The 21,727-nt window shown below is 69.2% G+C and carries 23 protein-coding genes; 20 read left to right on the plus strand and 3 right to left on the minus strand.

Features of this window, described 5'->3' with window-relative positions; all coding sequences use genetic code 11:
* Positions 1 to 52: 52 nt before the first annotated feature.
* From ABFX36_RS05535 to truB, 3 genes are read left to right on the plus strand one after another with little or no spacing between them, the layout of a single operon-like run.
* The gene (locus ABFX36_RS05535) at positions 53 to 1,048 is read left to right on the plus strand and encodes a metallophosphoesterase family protein (RefSeq protein ID WP_039867345.1); all 996 of its coding nucleotides are present in this window, start codon (positions 53 to 55) and stop codon (positions 1,046 to 1,048) included.
* Entirely contained in the window at positions 1,045 to 1,719 is a 675-nt protein-coding gene (locus ABFX36_RS05540) for a 4'-phosphopantetheinyl transferase family protein (RefSeq protein ID WP_045538518.1), read from the plus strand. Before ABFX36_RS05535 ends, ABFX36_RS05540 begins: the two co-directional genes overlap by 4 nt.
* 1 nt (position 1,720) lies before the next feature.
* On the plus strand, positions 1,721 to 2,620 hold the full coding sequence (gene truB, locus ABFX36_RS05545) for a tRNA pseudouridine(55) synthase TruB (RefSeq protein ID WP_045538520.1): 900 nt from the start codon (positions 1,721 to 1,723) through the stop codon (positions 2,618 to 2,620).
* A gap of 497 nt (positions 2,621 to 3,117) precedes the next feature.
* Here truB and ABFX36_RS05550 read toward each other — a convergent pair whose 3' ends face one another.
* Positions 3,118 to 3,798, minus strand: a complete 681-nt coding sequence (locus ABFX36_RS05550; protein ID WP_197462915.1) for a metal-dependent transcriptional regulator — start codon at positions 3,796 to 3,798, stop codon at positions 3,118 to 3,120.
* A gap of 58 nt (positions 3,799 to 3,856) precedes the next feature.
* Between ABFX36_RS05550 and ABFX36_RS05555 the strand changes: the two genes are divergently transcribed.
* The 5 genes from ABFX36_RS05555 (at position 3,857) to ABFX36_RS05575 (ending at position 10,038) form a co-directional block, all read left to right on the plus strand.
* Positions 3,857 to 4,819 (plus strand): bifunctional riboflavin kinase/FAD synthetase, encoded by a 963-nt coding sequence (locus tag ABFX36_RS05555; RefSeq protein ID WP_081598100.1) that lies wholly within the window; start codon positions 3,857 to 3,859, stop codon positions 4,817 to 4,819.
* Between the two features lie 153 nt (positions 4,820 to 4,972).
* Positions 4,973 to 5,242 carry a 30S ribosomal protein S15 gene (gene rpsO / locus ABFX36_RS05560; protein WP_006896227.1) on the plus strand — a complete coding sequence of 90 codons (270 nt, stop codon included), beginning with the start codon at positions 4,973 to 4,975 and terminating at the stop codon, positions 5,240 to 5,242.
* Positions 5,243 to 5,666: 424 nt separating this feature from the next.
* Positions 5,667 to 7,934, plus strand: coding sequence for a polyribonucleotide nucleotidyltransferase (locus ABFX36_RS05565; protein WP_062366823.1), 2,268 nt, complete (start codon positions 5,667 to 5,669; stop codon positions 7,932 to 7,934).
* A gap of 179 nt (positions 7,935 to 8,113) precedes the next feature.
* On the plus strand, positions 8,114 to 9,394 hold the full coding sequence (locus ABFX36_RS05570) for a sensor histidine kinase (protein ID WP_346075310.1): 1,281 nt from the start codon (positions 8,114 to 8,116) through the stop codon (positions 9,392 to 9,394).
* Between the two features lie 5 nt (positions 9,395 to 9,399).
* Complete coding sequence (locus ABFX36_RS05575) at positions 9,400 to 10,038, plus strand: response regulator (protein ID WP_346075312.1); 639 nt, start codon at positions 9,400 to 9,402, stop codon at positions 10,036 to 10,038.
* A 34-nt stretch (positions 10,039 to 10,072) separates the two neighbouring features.
* Here ABFX36_RS05575 and ABFX36_RS05580 read toward each other — a convergent pair whose 3' ends face one another.
* Positions 10,073 to 12,115: a neutral/alkaline non-lysosomal ceramidase N-terminal domain-containing protein gene (locus tag ABFX36_RS05580; protein ID WP_346075314.1), complete on the minus strand. Its 2,043-nt coding sequence runs from the start codon at positions 12,113 to 12,115 to the stop codon at positions 10,073 to 10,075.
* Positions 12,116 to 12,290: 175 nt separating this feature from the next.
* Here ABFX36_RS05580 and dapB point away from each other — a divergent pair, with 175 nt between their 5' ends.
* Genes dapB through ABFX36_RS05595 form a run of 3 tightly spaced genes read left to right on the plus strand, consistent with a single transcriptional unit; the run spans position 12,291 to position 14,018 of the window.
* Positions 12,291 to 13,043, plus strand: a complete 753-nt coding sequence (dapB, locus tag ABFX36_RS05585) for a 4-hydroxy-tetrahydrodipicolinate reductase (protein WP_006896232.1) — start codon at positions 12,291 to 12,293, stop codon at positions 13,041 to 13,043.
* A 6-nt stretch (positions 13,044 to 13,049) separates the two neighbouring features.
* Complete coding sequence (locus ABFX36_RS05590; RefSeq protein WP_045538527.1) at positions 13,050 to 13,538, plus strand: hypothetical protein; 489 nt, start codon at positions 13,050 to 13,052, stop codon at positions 13,536 to 13,538.
* A gap of 27 nt (positions 13,539 to 13,565) precedes the next feature.
* A complete protein-coding gene (locus ABFX36_RS05595) occupies positions 13,566 to 14,018 on the plus strand; it encodes a flavodoxin family protein (RefSeq protein WP_346075317.1) in 453 nt (150 codons plus the stop codon).
* Positions 14,019 to 14,197: 179 nt separating this feature from the next.
* Here ABFX36_RS05595 and ABFX36_RS05600 read toward each other — a convergent pair whose 3' ends face one another.
* Positions 14,198 to 14,725: a hypothetical protein gene (locus ABFX36_RS05600; RefSeq protein ID WP_346075318.1), complete on the minus strand. Its 528-nt coding sequence runs from the start codon at positions 14,723 to 14,725 to the stop codon at positions 14,198 to 14,200.
* Between the two features lie 236 nt (positions 14,726 to 14,961).
* Here ABFX36_RS05600 and ABFX36_RS05605 point away from each other — a divergent pair, with 236 nt between their 5' ends.
* The 9 genes from ABFX36_RS05605 to ABFX36_RS05645 all read left to right on the plus strand — a co-directional run bounded on the left by ABFX36_RS05605 (position 14,962) and on the right by ABFX36_RS05645 (position 21,721).
* The gene (locus ABFX36_RS05605; protein WP_006896236.1) at positions 14,962 to 15,768 is read left to right on the plus strand and encodes a thymidylate synthase; all 807 of its coding nucleotides are present in this window, start codon (positions 14,962 to 14,964) and stop codon (positions 15,766 to 15,768) included.
* 33 nt (positions 15,769 to 15,801) lie between these two features.
* A complete protein-coding gene (locus ABFX36_RS05610) occupies positions 15,802 to 16,290 on the plus strand; it encodes a dihydrofolate reductase (protein WP_346075320.1) in 489 nt (162 codons plus the stop codon).
* Complete coding sequence (locus ABFX36_RS05615; protein ID WP_346075322.1) at positions 16,287 to 17,018, plus strand: class I SAM-dependent methyltransferase; 732 nt, start codon at positions 16,287 to 16,289, stop codon at positions 17,016 to 17,018. The genes ABFX36_RS05610 and ABFX36_RS05615 overlap by 4 nt, the downstream gene beginning before the upstream one ends.
* Position 17,019: 1 nt before the next feature.
* Positions 17,020 to 17,433, plus strand: coding sequence for a helix-turn-helix domain-containing protein (locus tag ABFX36_RS05620; RefSeq protein WP_006896239.1), 414 nt, complete (start codon positions 17,020 to 17,022; stop codon positions 17,431 to 17,433).
* 78 nt (positions 17,434 to 17,511) lie between these two features.
* Positions 17,512 to 17,919 carry a VOC family protein gene (locus ABFX36_RS05625; RefSeq protein ID WP_006896240.1) on the plus strand — a complete coding sequence of 136 codons (408 nt, stop codon included), beginning with the start codon at positions 17,512 to 17,514 and terminating at the stop codon, positions 17,917 to 17,919.
* Between the two features lie 32 nt (positions 17,920 to 17,951).
* The gene (locus ABFX36_RS05630) at positions 17,952 to 18,299 is read left to right on the plus strand and encodes a nitroreductase/quinone reductase family protein (RefSeq protein ID WP_006896241.1); all 348 of its coding nucleotides are present in this window, start codon (positions 17,952 to 17,954) and stop codon (positions 18,297 to 18,299) included.
* 8 nt (positions 18,300 to 18,307) lie between these two features.
* Positions 18,308 to 19,537: a winged helix-turn-helix domain-containing protein gene (locus tag ABFX36_RS05635; protein ID WP_062366889.1), complete on the plus strand. Its 1,230-nt coding sequence runs from the start codon at positions 18,308 to 18,310 to the stop codon at positions 19,535 to 19,537.
* Between the two features lie 13 nt (positions 19,538 to 19,550).
* A complete protein-coding gene (locus ABFX36_RS05640) occupies positions 19,551 to 20,777 on the plus strand; it encodes a CaiB/BaiF CoA transferase family protein (RefSeq protein ID WP_006896243.1) in 1,227 nt (408 codons plus the stop codon).
* Positions 20,774 to 21,721 (plus strand): beta/alpha barrel domain-containing protein, encoded by a 948-nt coding sequence (locus ABFX36_RS05645; protein ID WP_346075326.1) that lies wholly within the window; start codon positions 20,774 to 20,776, stop codon positions 21,719 to 21,721. Before ABFX36_RS05640 ends, ABFX36_RS05645 begins: the two co-directional genes overlap by 4 nt.
* Positions 21,722 to 21,727 lie beyond the last annotated feature (6 nt).

The raw sequence follows: 21,727 nt of genomic DNA on the forward strand, positions 1-21,727 counted from the left end.
TGGAGCCGAAGCCGGGTTCGTCGCCGAGCGGGCTCGTGGCACCATGGTCCCCATGCCAACGCTCTGGGCGGTCAGCGACCTGCACGTCTCACACCGCGGCAACGAGGCGATCCTCGATCGGATCAAGCCGGCCGAACCGGGGGACTGGCTGATCGTCGCGGGCGACGTCGCCGAGCGCACCGACGACATCATCGACACCCTCCGCCGGCTCAAGAACAGATTCCGCACGGTGGTGTGGGTGCCCGGGAACCATGAGCTGTACACCACGGCCAAGGACCCGCTCCAGGTGTTCGGCGTCGCACGGTACGACTACCTCGTGCAGGCCTGCCGTGATCTCGGCGTAGTGACTCCCGAGGACCGGTATCCGCTGTTCGATCCCGGGGACGGGACACCGCCGGTCCGGGTGGTGCCGATGTTCCTGCTCTACGACTACACGTTCCGGCCGGAGGGCACCTCGACGGCGCTGCAGGCGCTCGCCGTCGCACGCGAGGCGAACGTCGTCGCCACAGACGAATTCCTCCTCTCGCCCGAACCGTTCGGCACGCGCGACGCCTGGGGGCGCGCCCGGATCGAGGCCACGCGGTCGCGACTGGAGGCGCTCGACCCCGCCGAGAAGACCGTGCTGATCAACCATTGGCCGCTGCGGCGGGAACCGTGCGATGCGCTGATGTATCCCGAGTTCGCGCTCTGGTGCGGCTCGGAGCTCACCGCGGACTGGCACACCCGATTCAACGCGGCCTGCTGCGTATACGGGCATCTGCACATCCCGAGGACCACGTGGTACGACGACGTGCGCTTCGAGGAGGTGTCGGTGGGATATCCGCGTGAGTGGAGCAGACGCGGGTTGCCGTCGCCGCTGCTGCGGAAGATCGCACCGGACGAGGGACTGCATCCGGCCGATCTCAACGAGTTCGGCGCCCGGTTCGACCTGCCGCCGGACTACCGGGAGCGTGCCGCCGAGTTCCGGGCGCGAGTGGAGCGCACCCGCGCGCGCCGTGCTGAAGCAGAGAAGGACAGGGCCGAGAAGAACAGGAAGGACGGTCGATGATCGACGACCTCATGCCCGCGGGAGTCGGGACCGCCGAGTCGTTCGGCGACCCCGACGGGCTCACCGTGCTTCCCGCCGAGGAGGCGTTGATCGCCAAGGCCGTGGAGAAGCGCCGCCGGGAGTTCACCACCGCCCGGCACTGCGCACGGCAGGCGCTGGGGCAGTTGGGAGTCGCGCCGGTGCCGATCCTGCGCGGTGAACGCGGGATGCCGCTGTGGCCCCGTCAGGTGGTCGGCAGCCTGACGCACTGCGACGGCTACCGTGCGGCCGTCGCGGCATATTCGATGCAGGTTCGCTCGCTGGGTATCGATGCCGAACCGCATCAGGCCCTGCCCGACGGCGTCCTCGACCACACCAGCATCGAGGCCGAACGCGAGGTCCTCGCCGACCGGGACCACGACCTGCACTGGGACCGGCTCCTGTTCTGCGCCAAGGAAGCCACCTACAAGGCCTGGTTTCCGCTCACCGAGCGGTGGCTGGGTTTCGAGGACGCGCACATCACGTTCGAGCGAGACGACTCGATTGGCACCGCGGGCGCGCCTGCGGGTACTTTCACCTCGACCATCCTGATCGACGGAGCGGTGATCGACGGCGGACCGCCGCTGCTGACGCTGCCCGGCCGCTGGCAGATCTCCCGCGGTTTGATCCTCACCACGATTGCACTCACCTGACATGGCAGACGCCTCCATCGAGAACGCCGGACTCCTCGTCGTAGACAAGGCCGCCGGCATCACCAGCCACGACGTGGTGGCCAAGTGCCGCAAGGCGTTCAACACCCGCCGCGTCGGACATGCGGGCACCCTCGACCCGATGGCGACCGGGGTTCTCGTCATCGGCATCGAACGCGCGACCAAGTTGCTCGGGCTGCTCTCGCTGACCACCAAGTCGTACGCTGCGACCATCCGGCTGGGGCAGTCGACGTCGACCGACGACGCCGAGGGCGAGGTCATCGAATCGCGGGACGCCTCGGGGGTCCGCGACGAGGAGATCGCGGCGGTCGTCGCGTCGCTCACCGGCGACATCGAGCAGGTGCCCGCCAAGGTCAGCGCGATCAAGGTCGACGGTCGTCGCGCCCACGCGCTCGTCCGCACCGGGGCCGAGTTCGAACTGCAGGCGCGGCCGGTCACCGTCGACCGTTTCGACGTGCTCGATACTCGCCGGGACGGCGAGTTCATCGACCTCGACGTCGAGGTCGACTGCTCGTCGGGCACTTATATCCGTTCTCTGGCAAGGGATCTCGGTGCCGCGCTCGGCGTCGGCGGGCACCTGACGGCGCTGCGACGCACCGCCGTCGGGCCGTTCACCCTGGAGCACTCGCGAACGATGGCCGATGTCGACGAGAATCCCGGTTTGAGTCTCGGCATCGACGACGCGGCCAAGTTGTGCTTCCCGCATCGCGCGATCTCCGACGACGAGGCCGAGTCGATCAGCCAGGGCCGCTGGCTGGAGCCGGTGGGCATGAAGGGTATCTACACGGTGGTCGATCCGCGCGGGCAGGCCATCGCTCTCGTGCAGGAGAAGGGCAAGCGGGCGAGTTCGGTGATGGTCGTGCGACCGGCGACGCTGCGCTGAGGGCGGCCGAAGGTCTGGTCAGGTCCGCCAGAGGGGGCAGGCAGGCTCATCGAGTAGCGAGCGCATCGGGACTCGAGTCTGAACGTGGTGCAGGTCTCGATAGGCCGCGGCGCTGCGCGCCGGGGCTGCTCGAGGAGCCTGTCGGGAGGGGGTTTCTGGCAGGCTCATCGAGTAGCGAGCGCATCGAGACTCGAGTCTGAACGTGGTGCAGGTCTCGATAGGCCGCGGCGCTGCGCGCCGGGGCTACTCGAGGAGCCTGTCGGGAGGGGGTTCATGCAGGCTCATCGAGTAGCGAGCGCATCGAGACTCGAGTGTGAACGTAGTGCAGGTCTCGATAGGCCGCGGCGCTGCGCGCCGGGGCTACTCGAGGAGCCTGTCGGGAGGGGGTTTCTGGCAGGCTCATCGAGTAGCCGGCGAACGTAGTGAGCGAGCGTATCGAGATTCGAGTGTGAACGTGGTGCAGGTCTCGATAGGCCGCGGCGCTGCGCGCCGGCATCTCAGCCGTCGACGAAAATCGCGCGGGCGGCGATGTCACCGAGATGGATCGGGTCCGAATCGTCGACGCAGACGGTGATGGTGCCGGCGAACGAGCGCTTCTCGGTGACCCGCACCCGGCAGTCGAGATTGACGCCGATCTCCTCGAAGTACCGCAGCATCTCCGGATCCGAGTCGGAGATGCGGGTGATGACCCCGGTCTGGTCCACGTCGAGGTCGGCCAGCTGCACGGCGCCGGCCTCGGGCACGGTGCCGTCGGACGCCGGGATCGGGTCGCCGTGCGGGTCGCGCTTCGGGTGGCCCAGCTTGGCGTCGATGTGCGCCAGCAACTGCTCCGAGACCGCGTGTTCGAGGATCTCGGCCTCGGCGTGCACCTCGTCCCAGCGATAGCCGAGCTCTCGGACGAGGAAGGTCTCGAGCAGGCGGTGCCGCCGGACCATGCCGACGGCGGCCACCCGCCCCGTCTCGGTCAGGGTCACCGCGCCGTAGGGCGCATGGTCCACGAGACCTTGATCGGCCAGTTTCCGAATGCCCTCCGACGCGGTGGACGGTGAGACGCCGAGCTTCTCGGCCAGCAACTTCGTGGTGACCTTCGTGTCCGACCACTCCTGCGAGGTCCAGATCACTTTCAGATAGTCCTGGGTTACCGAGGTGAGTTCGTTCACCGGGCGAGAGTCGGGCATGCGTACGACCTTACCCACCGAACGCGCAGCGGCTGCTGGCGAGTCGTAGGCTTAGCGTGTGTTGCGTTGGCGAGGTTTGGACGACATCCCTGCGGGCTGGGGCCGATGCGTGGTCACGATCGGCGTGTTCGACGGAATCCATCGCGGGCACGCGCAGTTGGTCGCCGCCGCCACGAAGGCGGCGGCCGAGCGCGGTGTGCCCTCGGTGCTGATGACCTTCGACCCGCACCCGTCGTCGGTGGTGCGGTCGGGTGCTTACCCGCCGCAGTTGTCGACGCTGCGGCGGCGTGCCGATCTCGCCGAGGAGATGGGGATCGACGTGTTCTGCGTGATCCCGTTCTCCGCGACCCTCGCGGCCCAGTCGCCGGAGGATTTCGTGCACTCGGTCCTCGTCGAGGAACTGCACGCGGCCGAGGTGGTGGTCGGCGACAACTTCACCTTCGGCCACAAGGCGCTCGGCGACGTTCCCAAACTGCGCGAACTGGGGGAGCGGTTCGGCTTCGAGGTCACCGCGATCTCCCTGTTCGGTGAGCATGCCGTGACCTTCTCGTCCACCTACATCCGGTCGTGCATCGCGGCGGGCGACGTGGAACTGGCCGCCGAGGCGCTCGGCCGGCCGCATCGTGTGGAAGGCGTCGTGGTGCACGGCGAACGCCGGGGCCGCGACCTGGGTTTCCCGACCGCCAACGTCGCGCCGCCCGAGCACACCGCGATCCCCGGCGACGGCGTGTACGCGGCATGGTTCACCGTGCTCGACAGCGCCACGCAGCCCGACGGGGTCACCATCGGCCGGCGGTACCCGGCCGCGGTCTCGGTGGGCACCAACCCGACCTTCTCCGGCAGAGTCCGCACGGTGGAGGCCTACGTGCTGGATGTGGAGGCCGACCTCTACGGTCAGCATGTGGCGGTCGACTTCGTCGCACGGCTGCGCGGCATGGAGCCCTTCGACAGCGTCGACGCACTGATCGCGGAGATGAACAACGACGTCGAGCGCACGCGCACCCTGCTGCGGGCGGAGTGACCCGCCCGAGCGCTCCATGCGCCGGCGCTGATTTCCGGTCGGGGGTCGAGCGCTGGTAGTCTTGGCCGCCGGTGTCAGCTGCGGTCCGTGGCGGCGCACCCCCTGCTGGTTGCAGGGCCTGGAGCACGGAACTGAAAATCAAGGAGATCTCTCATGGCTCTGACCGCCGAAGAGAAGAAGGCCATCCTCAGCGAGTACGGTCTGCACGAGACCGACACCGGTTCGCCGGAGGCGCAGGTCGCACTGCTGACCAAGCGCATCACGGATCTGACCGAGCACCTCAAGTTCCACAAGCACGACCACCACAGCCGTCGTGGTCTGCTGCTGCTCGTCGGTCGCCGTCGCCGCCTGCTCAAGTACGTCGCGAGCGTCGACATCAACCGCTACCGCTCGCTGATCGAGCGCCTGGGTCTGCGTCGCTGACGCCCCCTGATTGCTTCTGTGGCCGTCGTTCCCACGCGGAACGGCGGCCACAGCTGTCTGTCGGGCACGGCGGCATCGGGATTCGTCGGCGAGGACGCCGCGGACACGCCCGACGGTCGCCGCAGACGACAGCCGCCGTCCCAGCAGGGAGAATGTTAGGCTGGTAGCGGACGAAGGCCGCTTGGCGGCAGTTCGGTAGTGATCGTCGGATCGGTCCTCGGTAGTGGCCGCCGGAATCCCCAAGCGATTCCGGCCGCTTCGATCGAAGGCCGTCTGCTCACGGCGCAGGTGCGCCGTCCACTTCCGGCGCGAGACTCGCGCCCATCGTCTGTCGGTTCGCCGCGCCTTGCGCGAACCGACCGCTGAATACAGGCCGCAGGCGCCGTCGTGGTGTCGTCGCGGCTGCCACGAAAGGTAAACACTCTTGACTGACGTCAACGCCGACTTCGATGATTCGATCACCGAAGTCTCCGCCGTCATCGACAACGGAACGTTCGGCAAGCGCACGATCCGCTTCGAGACCGGCCGCCTGGCTCTGCAGGCCGCGGGTTCGGTGACCGCGTACCTCGACGAGGGCACGATGATCCTCTCGACGACCACCGCGTCCAAGTCGCCGAAGGAGCACTTCGACTTCTTCCCGCTCACGGTCGACGTCGAGGAGCGCATGTACGCCGCGGGTCGCATCCCCGGCTCGTTCTTCCGCCGCGAGGGCCGCCCGTCGACCGACGCGATCCTCACCTGCCGCCTCATCGACCGTCCGCTGCGTCCGTCGTTCGTCGACGGCCTGCGCAACGAGATCCAGATCGTCGAGACCGTCCTGTCGCTCGACCCCAAGGACCTCTACGACGTGGTCGCGATCAACGCGGCGTCCGCATCCACGCAGATCTCGGGTCTGCCGTTCTCCGGTCCGGTGGGCGCCGTGCGCGTCGCGCTGATCCCGACCGAGCAGAACAAGGCCGGCCAGTGGGTCGCATTCCCCACCGTCGAGCAGCTCGAGGGCGCGGTCTTCGACATGGTCGTCGCGGGACGCCTGATCGACGGCGGCGACGTCGCGATCATGATGGTCGAGGCCGAGGCCACCGACAACGTCCTCGCGCTGATCGCCGACGGCGCCCAGGCGCCGAGTGAGGCCGTCGTCGCCGAGGGCCTCGAGGCCGCCAAGCCGTTCATCGCCACCCTGTGCGAGGCGCAGAAGCAGCTCGCCGCGGCCGCCGCGAAGGAGACCCGCGAGTTCCCGCTGTTCCCGGCCTACCAGGACGACGCTTACGAGGCGGTCGCCGAGTTCGCCACCACCCGCCTCGGCGAGGCGATGGCGATCGCCGACAAGCAGGAGCGCGACAACGCGACCGACGCACTCAAGGGCGACGTGCTCGAGGCGCTCGGCGAGCGCTTCGAGGGCCGCGAGAGCGAGCTCGGCGCAGCCTACCGGTCGCTGACCAAGAAACTCGTGCGTCAGCGCATCCTCACCGATCACTTCCGCATCGACGGTCGCGGCATCACCGACATCCGTGCGTTGTCCGCCGAGATCGGCGTCGTTCCGCGCGCACACGGCAGCGCGCTGTTCGAGCGTGGCGAGACCCAGATCATGGGCATCACCACCCTGGACATGGTCAAGATGGCCCAGCAGATCGATTCGCTCGGCCCCGAGACCAGCAAGCGGTACATGCACCACTACAACTTCCCGCCGTACTCGACCGGTGAGACCGGCCGCGTGGGTTCGCCCAAGCGCCGTGAGATCGGTCACGGTGCGCTCGCCGAGCGGGCCCTGGTGCCGGTGCTCCCGAGCGTGGAGGAGTTCCCGTACGCGATCCGTCAGGTCTCCGAGGCCCTCGGCTCCAACGGCTCCACCTCGATGGGCTCGGTGTGTGCGTCGACCATCTCGCTGCTGAACGCGGGCGTTCCGCTGAAGGCGCCGGTCGCAGGCATCGCGATGGGCCTCGTCTCCGACGAGGTCACCATCGACGGCAAGACCGAGACCCGCTACGTCGCCCTGACCGACATCCTCGGAGCCGAGGACGCGTTCGGCGACATGGACTTCAAGGTCGCGGGCACCAAGGACTTCGTGACGGCTCTGCAGCTCGACACGAAGCTCGACGGCATCCCCTCCAAGGTCCTGGCCGGTGCGCTGAGCCAGGCCAAGCAGGCCCGTCTCACCATTCTCGACGTGCTGGCCGAGGCCATCGACGAGCCGGACGAGATGAGCCCGTACGCGCCGCGCATCACCACCATCAAGATCCCGATGGACAAGATCGGTGAGCTGATCGGCCCGAAGGGCAAGACGATCAACGGCATCACCGAGGAGACCGGCGCCAATATCTCGATCGAGGACGACGGCACCGTGTTCATCGGCGCCGCAGACGGCCCGTCCGCGCAGGCGGCGATCGACAAGGTCAACGCCATCGCCAACCCGCAGCTGCCGAAGGTCGGCGAGCGCTTCCTGGGCACCGTCGTCAAGACGGCCGCCTTCGGCGCCTTCGTCTCCCTGCTCCCCGGCCGCGACGGACTGGTCCACATCAGCAAGCTGGGCAACGGCAAGCGGATCGGCAAGGTCGAGGACGTGGTCAAGGTCGGCGACAAGCTGCAGGTCGAGATCGCCGACATCGACGAGCGCGGCAAGATCAGCCTCGTTCCGGTGCGCGACGGCGCCGATGCGGCCGAAGCCGCGAAGGACGAGGTCGCGGTCGACGCCTGACGGCGACCGCACCTGTTCGATCTAGACGAGCTCGGCCCGGGACGTGTCATGCGTCCCGGGCCGAGCTCGTCGCGGTAGGCATCCGGTCCGCGCCGGAGTGGGGGTAGTGCGGGCACTACCCCGAAGACTCGCGGCCGCTCCCGTGCCCTGGACCGACGGCGATCGATAGCGTTCTTGCCATGACATCAGACGACGCCTATCGGCTCTCACCCTGGCGAATGCTCTCGGGATCGCCGCTGCGCTTCCTCTTCTCCTCCTACCCGTGGCGCGCGGTGGCGTACACGATCATCTCGCTGGCACTGGGCTGGACGGTGTTCATGGCGTACGTGGTGATCGTGCTGCTCCCGTTCGCTCCCGCCTGGTCGATCCTCTTGGGCCGCATCGAGCGGCAGCGGGTCCGGATGCTCCGGATGGCGGCCATCGCCGACCCGCATCCGGCGGTGACCGGATCGTTCGGCGCCCGCGCGCGAGCCCGACTCGCCGAGCCGGTCACCTGGCGTGAGGTGGTGTACTCGCTGGCGCTGGCGGCCTTCGCTCCGTTGGCGACGCTCGGTCTGCTGATCGCCTGCGTGCTGACCGGCGGATTCGCTGCGGCGCCGCTGGTCGTCGCGGCCGGCGGTCAGATGTCGATCGGGCCGTGGCAGCTGGAGACGCCGCAGGAGGCCTGGCGCGTGGTTCCGGTCGCGCTGCCGTTGTTCATCCTCACCCTGTATCTGTTCGGCGCGGCGGCCGCGATCGTGGCGTCCATCGCGGCCGGGCTGCTCGGTCCGCGAGAAGAGGAACTGGCGGCGCAGGTGGCCGACCTGCGGTCGTCGCGAGGAACGCTCGTCGGATCGTTCGAGGCCGAGCGCCGACGGATCGAGCGCGATCTGCACGACGGTCCGCAGCAGCACCTCGTCGGTGCGGTGATGCACCTCGGCGAGATCGCGCAGGACAGTGACGATCCGGCCACGCGGGCCCATATCGAGACCGCTCAGGCGCGTGTGGAGCGGGCGCTGGCCGAACTGCGCGACACGGTGCGCGGCGTCAATCCACGGGTGCTCGACGACCACGGAGTGGAGGCGGCCTGCGCCGAACTCGGCGGACCGGTCCTGGTCCGGGTGATCCGGGGTCCGGGATGGATACCCGGCCGGCGGCTCCCGGGAGAGACCGAGCGCGCACTGTTCTACACCGCCAGCGAAGCGGTGACGAACGCGGCCAAGCACGGCGGCGCGTCGACGGTGACGATCGAGTTCGCCGAGGCGGCGGGCGTCGTCAGCATGACCGTGACCGACGACGGCTGCGGGGGAGCGGTGCCCGCAGCCGGACGCGGGCTGGCGGGCCTGGTGGAACGGGCGGCGACGATCGGGGGCGAGTCTCACCGTCGTCAGCCCGGTCGGCGGGCCGACCGTCCTTCGCTGGTCCGGGTCGGTCCGCGGGTGACCCCGTCGGCGTGCCCGGCGGGCCGTCGGCCACACTGACAGGCGTGAGCGTGCGAATCGTGGTGGCGGAGGACTCGGTGCTGCTGACCGAAGGTCTCGTGCGGATTCTCGAGGGCGCCGGGCACCAGGTGGTCGGCACCGTCGCCGATGCCCCGGCGCTGCGCGAGATCGACGTGGATTCGATCGACCTGCTGATCACGGACGTACGGATGCCGCCCGGTCACGGGGACGACGGCCTGCGGGCGGCGCTCGATCTGCGTCGCCGCCGGCCCGACCTGCCGGTGCTGGTCCTGTCCCAGTACGTGGCGGCGGCCTATGCGCGGCGACTGCTCGGAACCGAAGGCGGGGGTCGGGTCGGCTACCTGCTCAAGGAGCGTGTGGGGCGGATCGCCGACTTCCTCCGGGCGGTCGAGACGGTGTGCGCGGGCGGCGTGGTGGTCGACCCGGAGGTCGTCTCGGCGCTGTTCGCCACCGCCGCGCTCGACCGGCTCTCCCCGCGGGAGTCCCAGGTGCTGGCACTGATGGCGCGGGGTGCGAGCAACTCGGAGATCGCGGCCGCCCTGGTGGTCTCGGACGCCGCGGTCGCCAAACACGTCGCCAACATCTTCCTCAAACTCGACCTGCCCCCGGAGACCGACAACCGCCGGGTGCGCGCGATCCTGCTGTATCTCGCTCAGAGCTGACTTCGCCCGCGAGCCGACGGATCCGCGTGCTGTCTCAGCCGACTTTGATGCGGCCGGTCGCGCCGCTGATCGGGCGGAGCGCTCCCGAGGCGCTCTTCACATCGCCGTAGTACCGCACCCGGTAGTCGCCCTCCGCGCCCCGCGGCACACGCCACGTGACGGTCACCTTCGACGCCGACGGGCTGCCGCCGGGACGTTCCCACGTCATCTCGGTGGTCTCGTGATCGTCGTCGTAGGCGACGGTCCAGCCGCGGGCGGTGAGCTTCTCGACGGCGAAGTACCCGGTGGTCGATCCGCCACGACGGATCCGGTTGCTCGGGTAGGCGCCGCAGAAGGCCACCCGGAGCGTGGTGCCGGGCTTCGCCGCGGCGGGCACCTTCGAGATCACCTGGCCGAACCGGCGGCCGGGTATCGGGGTGTCGGCGGGCTGTGAGCCCAGCAGATCCGGCTGCAGGCCCGAGGTGTCGGCCGGACGGCGCCCGGCGGCCAGCCGGGTTCCGCGGGCCATCGCCCGCGCCATGGCGTCGAACTCCTGCATGTAGGCGCACAGCGTCCATCGGCCGAACATCGTCTCGCCGCCCTCGTACTGCTGGGCCACGTACTCCTCCGGCGTCACGGTGTACTGGCTGTAGCCGTTCGAGTAGCCCTGCAGCAGGACGTTCTCCAGCGGGACCTTGAGGGCGTCGGCGACGATCCGGCGGATTCGGAGGCCGGCGACGATCGTCGACTCGCTCGGCAATGCGGCGAGCACGAGGTCGCCGATCCGGATCAACTGCACCGGAAGAGTCTGTTCGATCCACGGCCGCGGCGGGAGGATGCCGAGCGGGAACAGAATCGCCTTCGGCGCCTGGTTGTCGACGATCCACGGATCGGGCGTCGGGGCCGTACCGGCGCCGAGCGCCATCGCGAACTCGTTCCGCACGCCCTCGTTGAGGAATCCCAGTTGGCTGCGGGTGTTGTCCTCCTGGCTGGTGGCCGCCGCAGCGGCGCCCATCATGGCGGGTGAGGTGCGAGCCGCCTTGCCGTGCGGTGTGTAGCGGCCGTCGATCGAGACGTTCGCCATGTCGACGTACCGGGTGGCGGAGTCGACACCGCCGGCGGTCATCGGGCGCGCCGCACGGAAGGCCGCCTGCGCGGCCTGATCCTGGCGGCGCCCGATGATGATGCGATTGGCCCGGTGATCGGCGGTCGGACCGCCCGGATGCATCTTGCGCAGCCACAGGTTGGGGCTCATGTCGCCCGCGTTGGTCTGCGCGTGGGCGCTCACGACGTTCGGGTCGCGCTGTTCGGCCAGGTATGCGGCATAGCCCTTGTTGTCGGCACTGATCAGGAAGTTCGCGTCGGTGAGCGAAGTGCCGTGCGTGGCGAACCAGGTGATCTCGCCGATGACGGCTCCGCCGCGGCGCAGGCGGATGGCCGTCACCTGCGGGTCGATGGCGTCGGGGAAGTGCTTGCGGTCGGCGGCGGGATTGAGCTCGAACGCCGGCATCGACCGGTTCGCGCTCGCGTCGTGGAGTTCGGCGTGCCCGAGTTCGATGGTCCCCGGCCCCAGCGAGGCGTGCGCGGCCGCGACGGCGTCGAGCAGCCCGTCGATCTCGGCACGGAAAGAATTGTGCCGATGGCCCCTGGCGGCGAGGACGTAGGCGTAATCCCATGCGGTGCCGCCGCAGGAGTTGTGGTTGTGCGTCGCGTTGATGTTGACGTTCTGCGCGGTGTACGTGGTGCCGTACCGCTTCGCGAGTTCGGCGAGCAAAGTCTGATGGTGTGAGACGAAGACGCACGCGATGTCGGCGGTGATGAACAGGACGCGCTTGCCGGTGGCCGCGTCGGCGATGATGTACGCCCGCGCCCAGGTGCGCTGCAGCAGTCCCTTCGCCACCTGTTCCATGTCGGAGTAGCCCATCATGCCCTGACCGGCGATCGCTCCCGTCATGTCACCCTTGCCCGCGCCGACGAGATAACCCGACGCGGCGGAGGCCGGTCCCGTCTCGCCGAACGATGCGGCGCCGAGCGCCGTCGCCGCGGTGGCCCCTACGGCCGCGGCTTGCAGGAAGGTTCGGCGTGAGACGGAACTCATGGGACTCCTCGTGTGACTGGTGCTTCAGCGCAGATCGGGTGTGACCCTAGCCCGCTGTTGATCGAACGATCAACAGATGGCTCGGGATTGGCGCACGTTACGGCTCGAGCGGCCGGAGCGGTGCGTTCGGGCGCCTTCTAGACTGGGGTGGATTCACGAGACGAAAGGGTCCCTCATGGGCAACGGCATCCGCGTGGGTGTGCTGGGCAGTAACGGCAAGGTCGGCAAGGCGATCGTCGAAGGCGTCGAGGCGTCGGCGGAGACCGTGTTCACCGTGGGCGTCGACAAGGGCGATCCGCTCTCGGCTTTCGTCGACTCGCAGACCCGCGTCGTCGTCGATTTCACGCACCCGGACGTCGTGATGGACAACCTCGAGTTCCTCATCGAGAACGGCATCCACGCCGTCGTCGGCACCACCGGCTTCACCGCCGAGCGGCTCGACACCGTCCGCGGCTGGGTGGAGCAGAACCCCGGCGTCGGCGTGCTCATCGCTCCGAACTTCGCGATCGGTGCGGTGCTCTCGATGCACTTCGCGCAGCAGGCCGCGCGGTTCTTCGAGTCGGCGGAGGTGATCGAACTGCACCACCCGCACAAGGCCGACGCGCCGTCCGGCACCGCCGGGCGCACCGCGCAGCTCATCGCGACGGCGCGCGCGGAAGCCGGGCTCGGCGCGAGTCCGGACGCGACGTCGACCGGACTCGAGGGTGCCCGCGGCGCCGACGTCGACGGGGTCCGCGTGCATTCGGTGCGTCTGGCCGGTCTGGTCGCGCACCAGGAGGTGCTCTTCGGCACCCAGGGTGAGACCCTCACCATCCGTCACGACTCCATCGACCGGAACTCCTTCGTTCCCGGGGTGCTGCTGGGTGTCCGCGAGATCGTCGACCGTCCCGGGCTCACGGTGGGGCTCGAGACCTTCATGGATCTGTAGTCGTCGGTGGCTGCGAAGAAGAAGGCCGACGCCCGGCCGATCGTCGCGCTCATCGCCTTCCTGGTGGTCGCGCTCTGCGTGTACTTCGTCCTGCTGAGCCGGACCGCGATCGGCCTGATCTCCGACGGCGGTGTCGTCGGCATCGGGCTCGGCGTCGGTGTGATCGTGCTGCCGCTGCTCGGCGTCTGGATGGTGGTGTCGACGCTGCGGTCGGGGATCGAGCATCAGCGGATGGTGGCGGCCGCGCAGGATCTGGGGCGCGACCTCGACGTGGACGACCTGCCCCGGCGGCCCTCGGGGCGGATCGAGAAGGACGCCGCCCTGGAACTTTTCGAGCAGGTCAAGGTGGAATGGGAGGCCGACCCGTCCGACTGGGTGAGCACCTATCGCATCGCTCGCGCCTACGACTACGCGGGCGACCGCTCGCGGGCGCGCGAGATGATGCGGCGCGCCGCGGAGCAGTATCGGGCGGCGAAGGCCGAGCAGCGGTCGTGATCGCGCGATCGGGGGCATGATGGCGTCATGGCTCGATTGCTGATCGTTCACCACACGCCCTCGCCGCACTGCCAGGCGATGTTCGAGGCGGTGATCGCCGGCGCCACCGATCCCGAGATCGAGGGGGTCGAGGTGGTGCGCCGCGCGGCGCTGTCGGTATCCACGAGCGACTTCCTCGACGCCGACGGGTACGTGCTCGGCAGCCCGGCGAATCTCGGCTCCATTTCAGGTGCCCTCAAACACGCCTTCGATTGTTCGTACTACCAGATCCTCGACTCGACGCGGGGTCGCCCGTTCGGGCTGTACCTACACGGCAACGAGGGGACCGAAGGCGCGGAGAACATGATCGACCGCATCACCGCCGGACTCGGCTGGGAGAAGTCCGCCGAGTACGTCATCGCCGCGAACAAGCCGGACAAGGCGGTGCTTGAGGCGTGCTGGGAGCTGGGGGCGACGGTCGCCGCCGGACTCATGGGATAGCACCAAGGTTTGCGTGAGGCACAGTCATACACAAGCGTGATGGAGGTTGTCGGACTCACCGCTGACGCCGGTGAACGGCAGGCTCACCTGGGGCTGCGCAGAGACGCCGAGGACCTGCCAGAACGGACTCCGACAGGGCTCGATGCGTAGTCGACCCGGCGGGTGCAGAGGCGGTCCGGTCAGGTGGACGTCTCGTTGATGCGAGTCCACGCTGCCTGCATCTCGGTGGTGACGTCGGTGCCGACCGAACGGACCCAGCGCAGGGTCGGCTTCCGCCCATTGACGTGGGCGACCACTTTGGTCTGCTCGATGTCGGCGGCGTCGACCTCACGCGCTTCGATCAAATGGAAGTCGAGGTCGAACACCAGGAACACGGCGGTGGTGATGTCAGTCGAACGGAACGCGCTGAACTTCGCTGCGGTGCCTGCGGATCGCACACCCATCGCCTTGACCTGGATGCGCTGCCCACCCGGCGCTGTGATGTCGTGGGACTTGGTACTGTTCGGCTCCAGCACACCGCCGCGTGCGGCATGGACCACCGCCTCGGCGACGTCGCCGAGCGGCTTGTTGCTGGTGCGTACGAGGCCGCGTCGACGTAGCTCAGCGATGATGGCGGCGTCGAGCCGGAGCAGGTCTTGCACTCCGAGGGCAGTCAGGTCGACGGGGCGACGATCGGTGTCCTTGCTGCTGGTGTAGTCCGTGAACACGTTGTCGAATCAAGTCCGTTCAGTCGGCAGGCCGAGTTCTGGTCGGCGGTCGCTCGCCGATCGACGACGGACGACCGACGGGCTCTTGCTCGTGCTGCACTTCTGTGCGCCATCCAGTTCTCGGATCAAGAATACGCAGTCGGAGAGTCGGAAGACGGCTCCGTGGATGGGTGAGCCGGAACCGCCGATCTCGCCGCTGCGACCGGGACCGGCGAACGCTCGCTAGACTCGACGGCGTGAGCGCGCCGATCCCGACCCCGTACGAGGACCTGCTGAGACTGGTGCTGGAGACCGGAACCCCGAAGGCCGACCGCACCGGGACCGGAACACGCAGCGTGTTCGGCCACCAGATGCGCTTCGACCTCGCGCAGGGCTTTCCTCTGATCACCACCAAGAAGGTGCATCTCAAGTCGATCATCTACGAACTCCTGTGGTTCCTGCGCGGCGACTCGAACGTCCGGTGGCTGCAGGAGCACGGGGTGAGCATCTGGGACGAGTGGGCGTCGCCGGACGGGGAGCTCGGCCCGGTCTACGGCGTGCAGTGGCGCAACTGGCCCACGCCGTCGGGTGAGCACGTCGACCAGATCGCCCTGGCGCTGGAGACGCTGACCACCGACCCCGACTCGCGGCGCAACATCGTATCCGCGTGGAACGTCGGAGAGATTCCGCAGATGGCGCTGCCGCCGTGCCACGCGTTCTTCCAGTTCTACGTCGCCGACGGGCGGCTGAGCTGCCAGCTGTACCAGCGCAGCGCCGACCTGTTCCTCGGCGTTCCGTTCAACATCGCGTCCTACGCCCTGCTCACGCACATGATGGCGCAGCAGGCCGAGCTGGAGGTCGGCGAGTTCGTGTGGACCGGCGGCGACTGCCACATCTACGACAACCACGTCGACCAGGTGCGCGAGCAGCTCTCGCGCGAACCGCTGCCGTATCCGACGCTCAAGTTGCGCAGGGCCGACTCGATCTTCGACTACCAGTACGACGACTTCGAGGTCGTGGGATACCGGTCGCATCCGGCGATCAAAGCGCCGGTCGCGGTCTGAGCCGGTGGCACCCTCCTCGGGAACGGAGCGGACATGACAATCACCCTGGTGTGGGCGCAGGACCGCGCGGGAGCCATCGGCCGCGCCGGCGCGATCCCGTGGCGCGTCCCGGAGGACATGCGGCGCTTCAAGGAGATCACCGGCGGCTCGACGGTGATCATGGGCCGCAAGACATGGGAGTCGTTGCCGACCGCGGTGCGTCCGCTGCCCGGGCGGCGCAACATCGTGATCACGCGGGCGCGCGACTACCGCGCCGACGGTGCCGAGATCGTCGCCGGCCTCGAGGCGGCGCTGGACGCGGCGGGCGAGGCGGCCGCGGTGATCGGCGGCGGGGAGATCTACGCCGCGGCCATCGACCGGGCCACACACCTGCGGGTCACCGAGATCGACGTGCTGGTGGACGGCGCCGACGCCTTCGCACCCGTCGTGGATCCCGACCGATGGGAGTCGGTGACCGTCGGCGAGTGGCTGTACTCGTCGACCGGCACGCTGTACCGGTTCATCGACTACCGGCGACGGTGAGGTGGTTCAGCGCGGGCGGTGACGACTACGCCCGCTATCGGCCGACGTATCCGGCCGCACTGGTCGACGCCCTCGCCTCGGCGGCGCCGGACACTCGCCGCGCGGTCGACGTCGGCTGCGGAACCGGCCAGCTCACCGCGCTGCTGGCCGAGCGCTTCACCGGCGTCGTCGGACTCGATCCGGCGGGCGAGCAGATAGCTCACGCGGTGACCGCGGGCAACATCGACTACCGCGTCTGTGCGGCCGAGCACCTCGCAGTCGAAGACCACACCGCGGACCTGGTCACGGCCGCGCAGGCCGCGCACTGGTTCGATCTGAGCGCGTTCTACGGCGAGGTGCGCCGGATCGCGGTCGACGACGCAGTGCTGGCCTTGATCACATACGGGGTCCTCGTGCTCGACGACGATCTGGCGGACCGGTTCGGGACGTTCTACCGCGAGGAGATCGGACCCTACTGGCCGTCCGAGCGCCGGCACGTCGACAACGGCTACGCCGAGCTGGAGTTCCCGTTCGAGCGTCTCGACACACCGGCGGTCACCATCGAACGATCGTGGACGCTCGAGGAGTTCGTCGGCTACCTCGGCACCTGGTCCGCGGTCCGCCGCGCCGGCGAGGCCGATGCCGGCGGGCTCGTCGACGCACTCGCCGCCGACCTCGCGCCGCGCTGGGGCGACGACCGCCGCGTCGTGCGATGGCCGGTGACGGTCATCGCCGGGAGGGTGCGCTGACATGCCCGGTCCGTCCACCCCGCAGTCTCCGGAGACGCTCGCCCACCTCCGTCGCGCTCGGGACCTGATGGATCGCGAATACGCCGAACCCCTCGACGTGCCGACGATGGCGCGCCGGGCGCTGATGTCCACGGCGCATTTCAGCCGGGAGTTCAAGATCGCGTACGGCGAGACCCCGTACGGCTACCTGGTCACGAGGCGGGTGGAACGGGCGATGGCGCTGCTCCGGTCCGGTATGAGCGTCACCGATGCGTGCGTCGAGGTCGGGTTCACCTCGCTCGGCTCGTTCAGTTCCACGTTCCGGCGCCTGACGGGGGAGACGCCCAGCGCCTACCGGGCGCGCTCGCACGAGCCTCTCGAGGGGCTGCCGTCGTGTATGACCAAGATCCTCGCGCGTCCGATGCCGTTCGGCTGACGCCCCGAGGAGCACGGCCGTGGGAACCGAGCAGTTTTCGAGAAGCACGGCGACGGCGGGACCTCTAGCGTTGTCCGCATGACGAACATCGAACTGACCTACTGTCCCATCACCGTCGACGACATCGACGCCGCACTCGGCTTCTACCGCGACGCCCTCGGTCTGGAGGTGACGCGCGACGTCGCCAACGGCGACCACCACTGGGTCACCCTGCGCCTGCCCGATCAGCCGTCGGTCGAGGTGGTGCTGTCGCAGCCCGGAGGCGGCCGCTCGCCCGAGGACGCCGAGGCGATCCACCGTCTCGTCGCCAAGGGCATGATGCCGCCGATCGTGTTCCGCTCCGACGATCTCGATGCGATCTTCGAGAAGGTCTCCGCGTCCGGAGCCGAAGTGCTCCAGGAGCCGATCGATCAGCCGTGGGGGCCGCGGGACTGTGCGTTCCGCGACCCCGCCGGGAACATGGTCCGCATCAACGCCGCCGGCTGACGCGCGGGCGCGGCGCGGTTAGGCTCGTCGAGATGAACACGTTTCAGCGAGTCGCGCACGGTGTCAACAGGCTGGTGGCCCCGATTCTGAGGGCGCCCGTGGTCGGTGGGATGCTGTCGAGATCGATGACCGAGATCACCTACACCGGCCGGCGGAGTGGGAAGCAGTTCTCGCTGCCGGTCGCATACCGCCGCCGCGGCGCCGACGAGGTGATCGTCGGCGTCGCGATGCCGGACAAGAAGAACTGGTGGCGCAACTTCGATCCCGGACCGGCGCCGATCGGGATCCGGCTCGAGGGCGTCGACCGCACCGGCACGGCTGTCGCGAAGTCCACGGACGAGGGCACCGCGGTGTACATCACCCTCGACGCCGTACACTGATGACGGCGATGCGCGCCGAACTCTCGGTGGCGCAGGCCCGCCGCATCGCCCTTGCGGCGCAGGGATTCGCGGATCCGCCGCCGGCGGGCGAGCCGACCCGTAGACATCTGCGACGAGTGCTGAGCCGCACACGGCTGCTTCAGCTCGACTCGGTGAACGTCCTCGCGCGAGCGCACTACCTCCCCGCGTTCAGCCGGCTCGGAGCGTATCGTGACGGGCTTCTCGACGGCGCGGCCTGGCGCCCGAGGGCGCGGAGCCCGCGGCTGCTCGCCGAGTACTGGGCACACGAGGCGGCCCTGGTTCCGGTCGACGACTGGCCGCTGTTCGGCTGGCGGATGGACGAGTACCGCGACGGCCGCTACCGCCATACGCGAGAGGTGCTGCAGCGCAACAGGTCCCGTGCGGCCGACGTGCTCGCCGTGATCACCGATCAAGGTGCGATGACCCCGCGCGAGATCGAGGACGCGCTCGGCATCACGCGGGCTCCGGCCGAGCGCGGCTCCTGGTGGATGCGCGGTGAGGTGAAGCATCTGTGCGAGGCGATGTTCGCGGCCGGTTCGCTGTCGGCGGTGCGGAGCCCGCACTTCCACCGGCACTACGACCTCGCCGAGCGCGTCGTCGGCGCCGAGCGCGTCGGTGTCACGGTCGGCCGGCGAGATGCGCACCGCGAGCTGGTGTCCCGCGCCGCGGCCGCGCACGGGGTCGCGACGGCGGCCGACCTGGCCGACTACTACCGCTTGCGGACCGCCGAGGTCCGCGATGTGCTGGGCGACCTCGTCGACGCCGGAGTGGTGGCGCAGGTGCGGGTCGACGGCTGGAGCGAGCCGGCCTATCTGCACCGCGACGCGCGGCTGCCGCGCCGAGTACCGCATTCGACGCTGCTGTCGCCCTTCGATCCGCTGGTGTTCTACCGCCCGCGCACCGAGCGGCTCTTCGGCTTCCGCTACCGGATCGAGATCTACGTACCCGAACACAAACGGGTGCACGGATACTACGTGCTGCCGTATCTTATGGACGAGGAACTGACGGCTCGCGTCGACCTCAAAGCCGACCGCGCCGCGGGAGTCCTCCGGGTGCTCTCGGCACACGCGGAGCCGGGCGCCGACACCGCGCGGGTCGCGCGGTCGCTGGCCGTCGACCTGGCGGCGCTGGCCGACTGGCGCGGCCTCGACCGGGTGGAGGTCACCGGACGCGGCGACCTCGGTCCCGCCTTGCGATCCGAAGCCGCCCCCGGCTAATAGGCTGGCAGGCGTGAACTCTCCACAACACCAGCGGAGGCTGCCGCTCGACGGGGTCCGGGTGCTCGAGCTCGGCAACTACATCGCGGCGCCGACCGCCGGGCGCATGCTGGCCGACTTCGGCGCCGAGGTCATCAAGATCGAACGTGAGACCGGCGACGAACTCCGCAACTGGCGCCTGTACGACGGCGAGACGTCGATGCTGTTCCGGACGATCAACCGGAACAAGAAGTCCGTGGTGCTCGACCTCAAGACCGAACAGGGGCGCGAGGACGTCAAAAGCCTTGCCGCGCACTGCGATGTGGTTCTCGAGAACTTCCGTCCCGGGACTCTGGAGCGATGGGGGCTGGGCCCCGAGGCGCTCAGCGAGGCGAACCCGGACCTGATCTTCGTCCGCATCTCCGCGTTCGGTCAGACCGGCCCCTATTCGGAAAGGCCGGGCTTCGCGGCGGTCGCCGAAGCCTACGGCGGGTTCCGCGAACTGGTCGGCGACCCCGATCGGCCGCCGGTGCGCGTCGGGGTCTCGATCGGGGATTCGATCGCTGGACTCTACGGAGCCTTCGGCGCCGTGATGGCGCTCTACGAGCGTCTGCGCAGGCGCGACGAGAACCGCGGCGGCGACGGTGAGCCCGGACTGCCGTTGGCCGATCGGATCGTCGACGTCGCCCTGAACGAGGCGATCTTCTCGATGATGGAGTCGCTGGTGCCCGACCTCGGGGCGTACGGGGTGAAGCGAGAACGGACCGGCGGACGCATGGAGGGCATCGCACCGTCGAACGGCTATCTCTGCCGGGACGGCAGTTCCGTCGTCATCTCGGGCAACGCGGATGCGATCTTCCCCCGCTACATGAGAGCGATCGGCCGCGACGATCTCGCCGACGACCCCGATCTGGCCACCAACGACGGCCGGTGGCGGCGGCGCGACGAGATCGACGCGGCGATCGGGGAGTGGACCGGCGCGAGGTCGCGCGACGAGGTGCTCGCCGTGCTCGACGACGCGGCCGTCCCCGCGGGCCCGATCTACACCGCCGCCGACATCGTCGCGGACGAGCAGTACCGCGCACGGAACATGATTCAGGAGTTCGACGTCGACGCCGGCGGCCCCGAGCCGCGCCGGGTCGCGTTCCCGGGCATCGTCCCGGTACTCGGCGAGACCTCGCTGCCGATCCGCTCGGTCGGCCCCGACCTGGGTGAGCACACCGACGAGATCCGCGCGCGTTTTCTGGGAGGACGGCGATGAGCGCGCAGTCGGCCTCCGGAGCCACGGACTATTCGCAGGTCGCCCTCCGGGACGTGACCCTGCGTGACGGACTGCAGCTCACGGGCAAGGTGCTCGACGTCGAAGTCCGCGTGGCACTGGCACGCACCCTGTTGGCGGCGGGTGTGCCCGAACTCGAGATCGGTTCGATGGCGCGGCCCGATCTGGTTCCGCCGATGGCGGGCACCCTCGACATCGTCGCGCAACTGACGCCGGACGAACTCGACCGCTGCTGGGTGTGGGTCGCCACCCCGAGACACGTCGAGAAGGCCGCCGCGGCGGGCGTCCGGAACTTTCAGTACTGCCTGTCGGTGTCGGACGCGCACAACAAGGCGAACATCGGCCGGTCCGCCGAGGACAGCGTCGCCGCCATGCCGCGAGCCGTCGCGGCGGCCAAGGAGGCGGGCGGCCGCATCCAACTCTGTCTGGCCACCGCGTTCACCTGCCCGTTCGACGGTCCGGTGGACCCGGATCGTGTCCGCGGCATCGTCGCCGACCCGCGCACGGCGGACGCCGACGACGTGGTGCTCGCCGACACGCTCGGCCAGGCCCACCCCGATCAGGTGCGCGACCTGTTCGCGACCGTCGGCGCGGGCGAACGCAGGCTCGTCTTCCACGGACACGACACCTGGGGGATGGGCGTCGCGAACTCGCTGGCCGCCGCCGACGGCGGCGCCCGATTGGTGGACGGTGCGCTCGGCGGACTCGGCGGCTGCCCGTTCGCTCCCGGCGCCAGCGGCAACACCGCGAGTGAGGACCTCCTCTTCGCCACTCGCCCCGGATACCTGAAGCCGGCCGTGCTCGCGGACCTCGTCCGTGCGGGTGAACGGTTGCTCGCCGAACTCGGTGAACAGACGCGGTCGAAGGCCGCGCAGGGAGCGCGGTCCAAGGCGCAGGCCTTCGACTGGGTCATCGCCGGGGACTGACCCGCA

The sequence above is a fragment of the Gordonia cholesterolivorans genome (assembly GCF_039531975.1).
In the GTDB taxonomy this organism is placed as follows: domain Bacteria; phylum Actinomycetota; class Actinomycetes; order Mycobacteriales; family Mycobacteriaceae; genus Gordonia; species Gordonia sihwensis.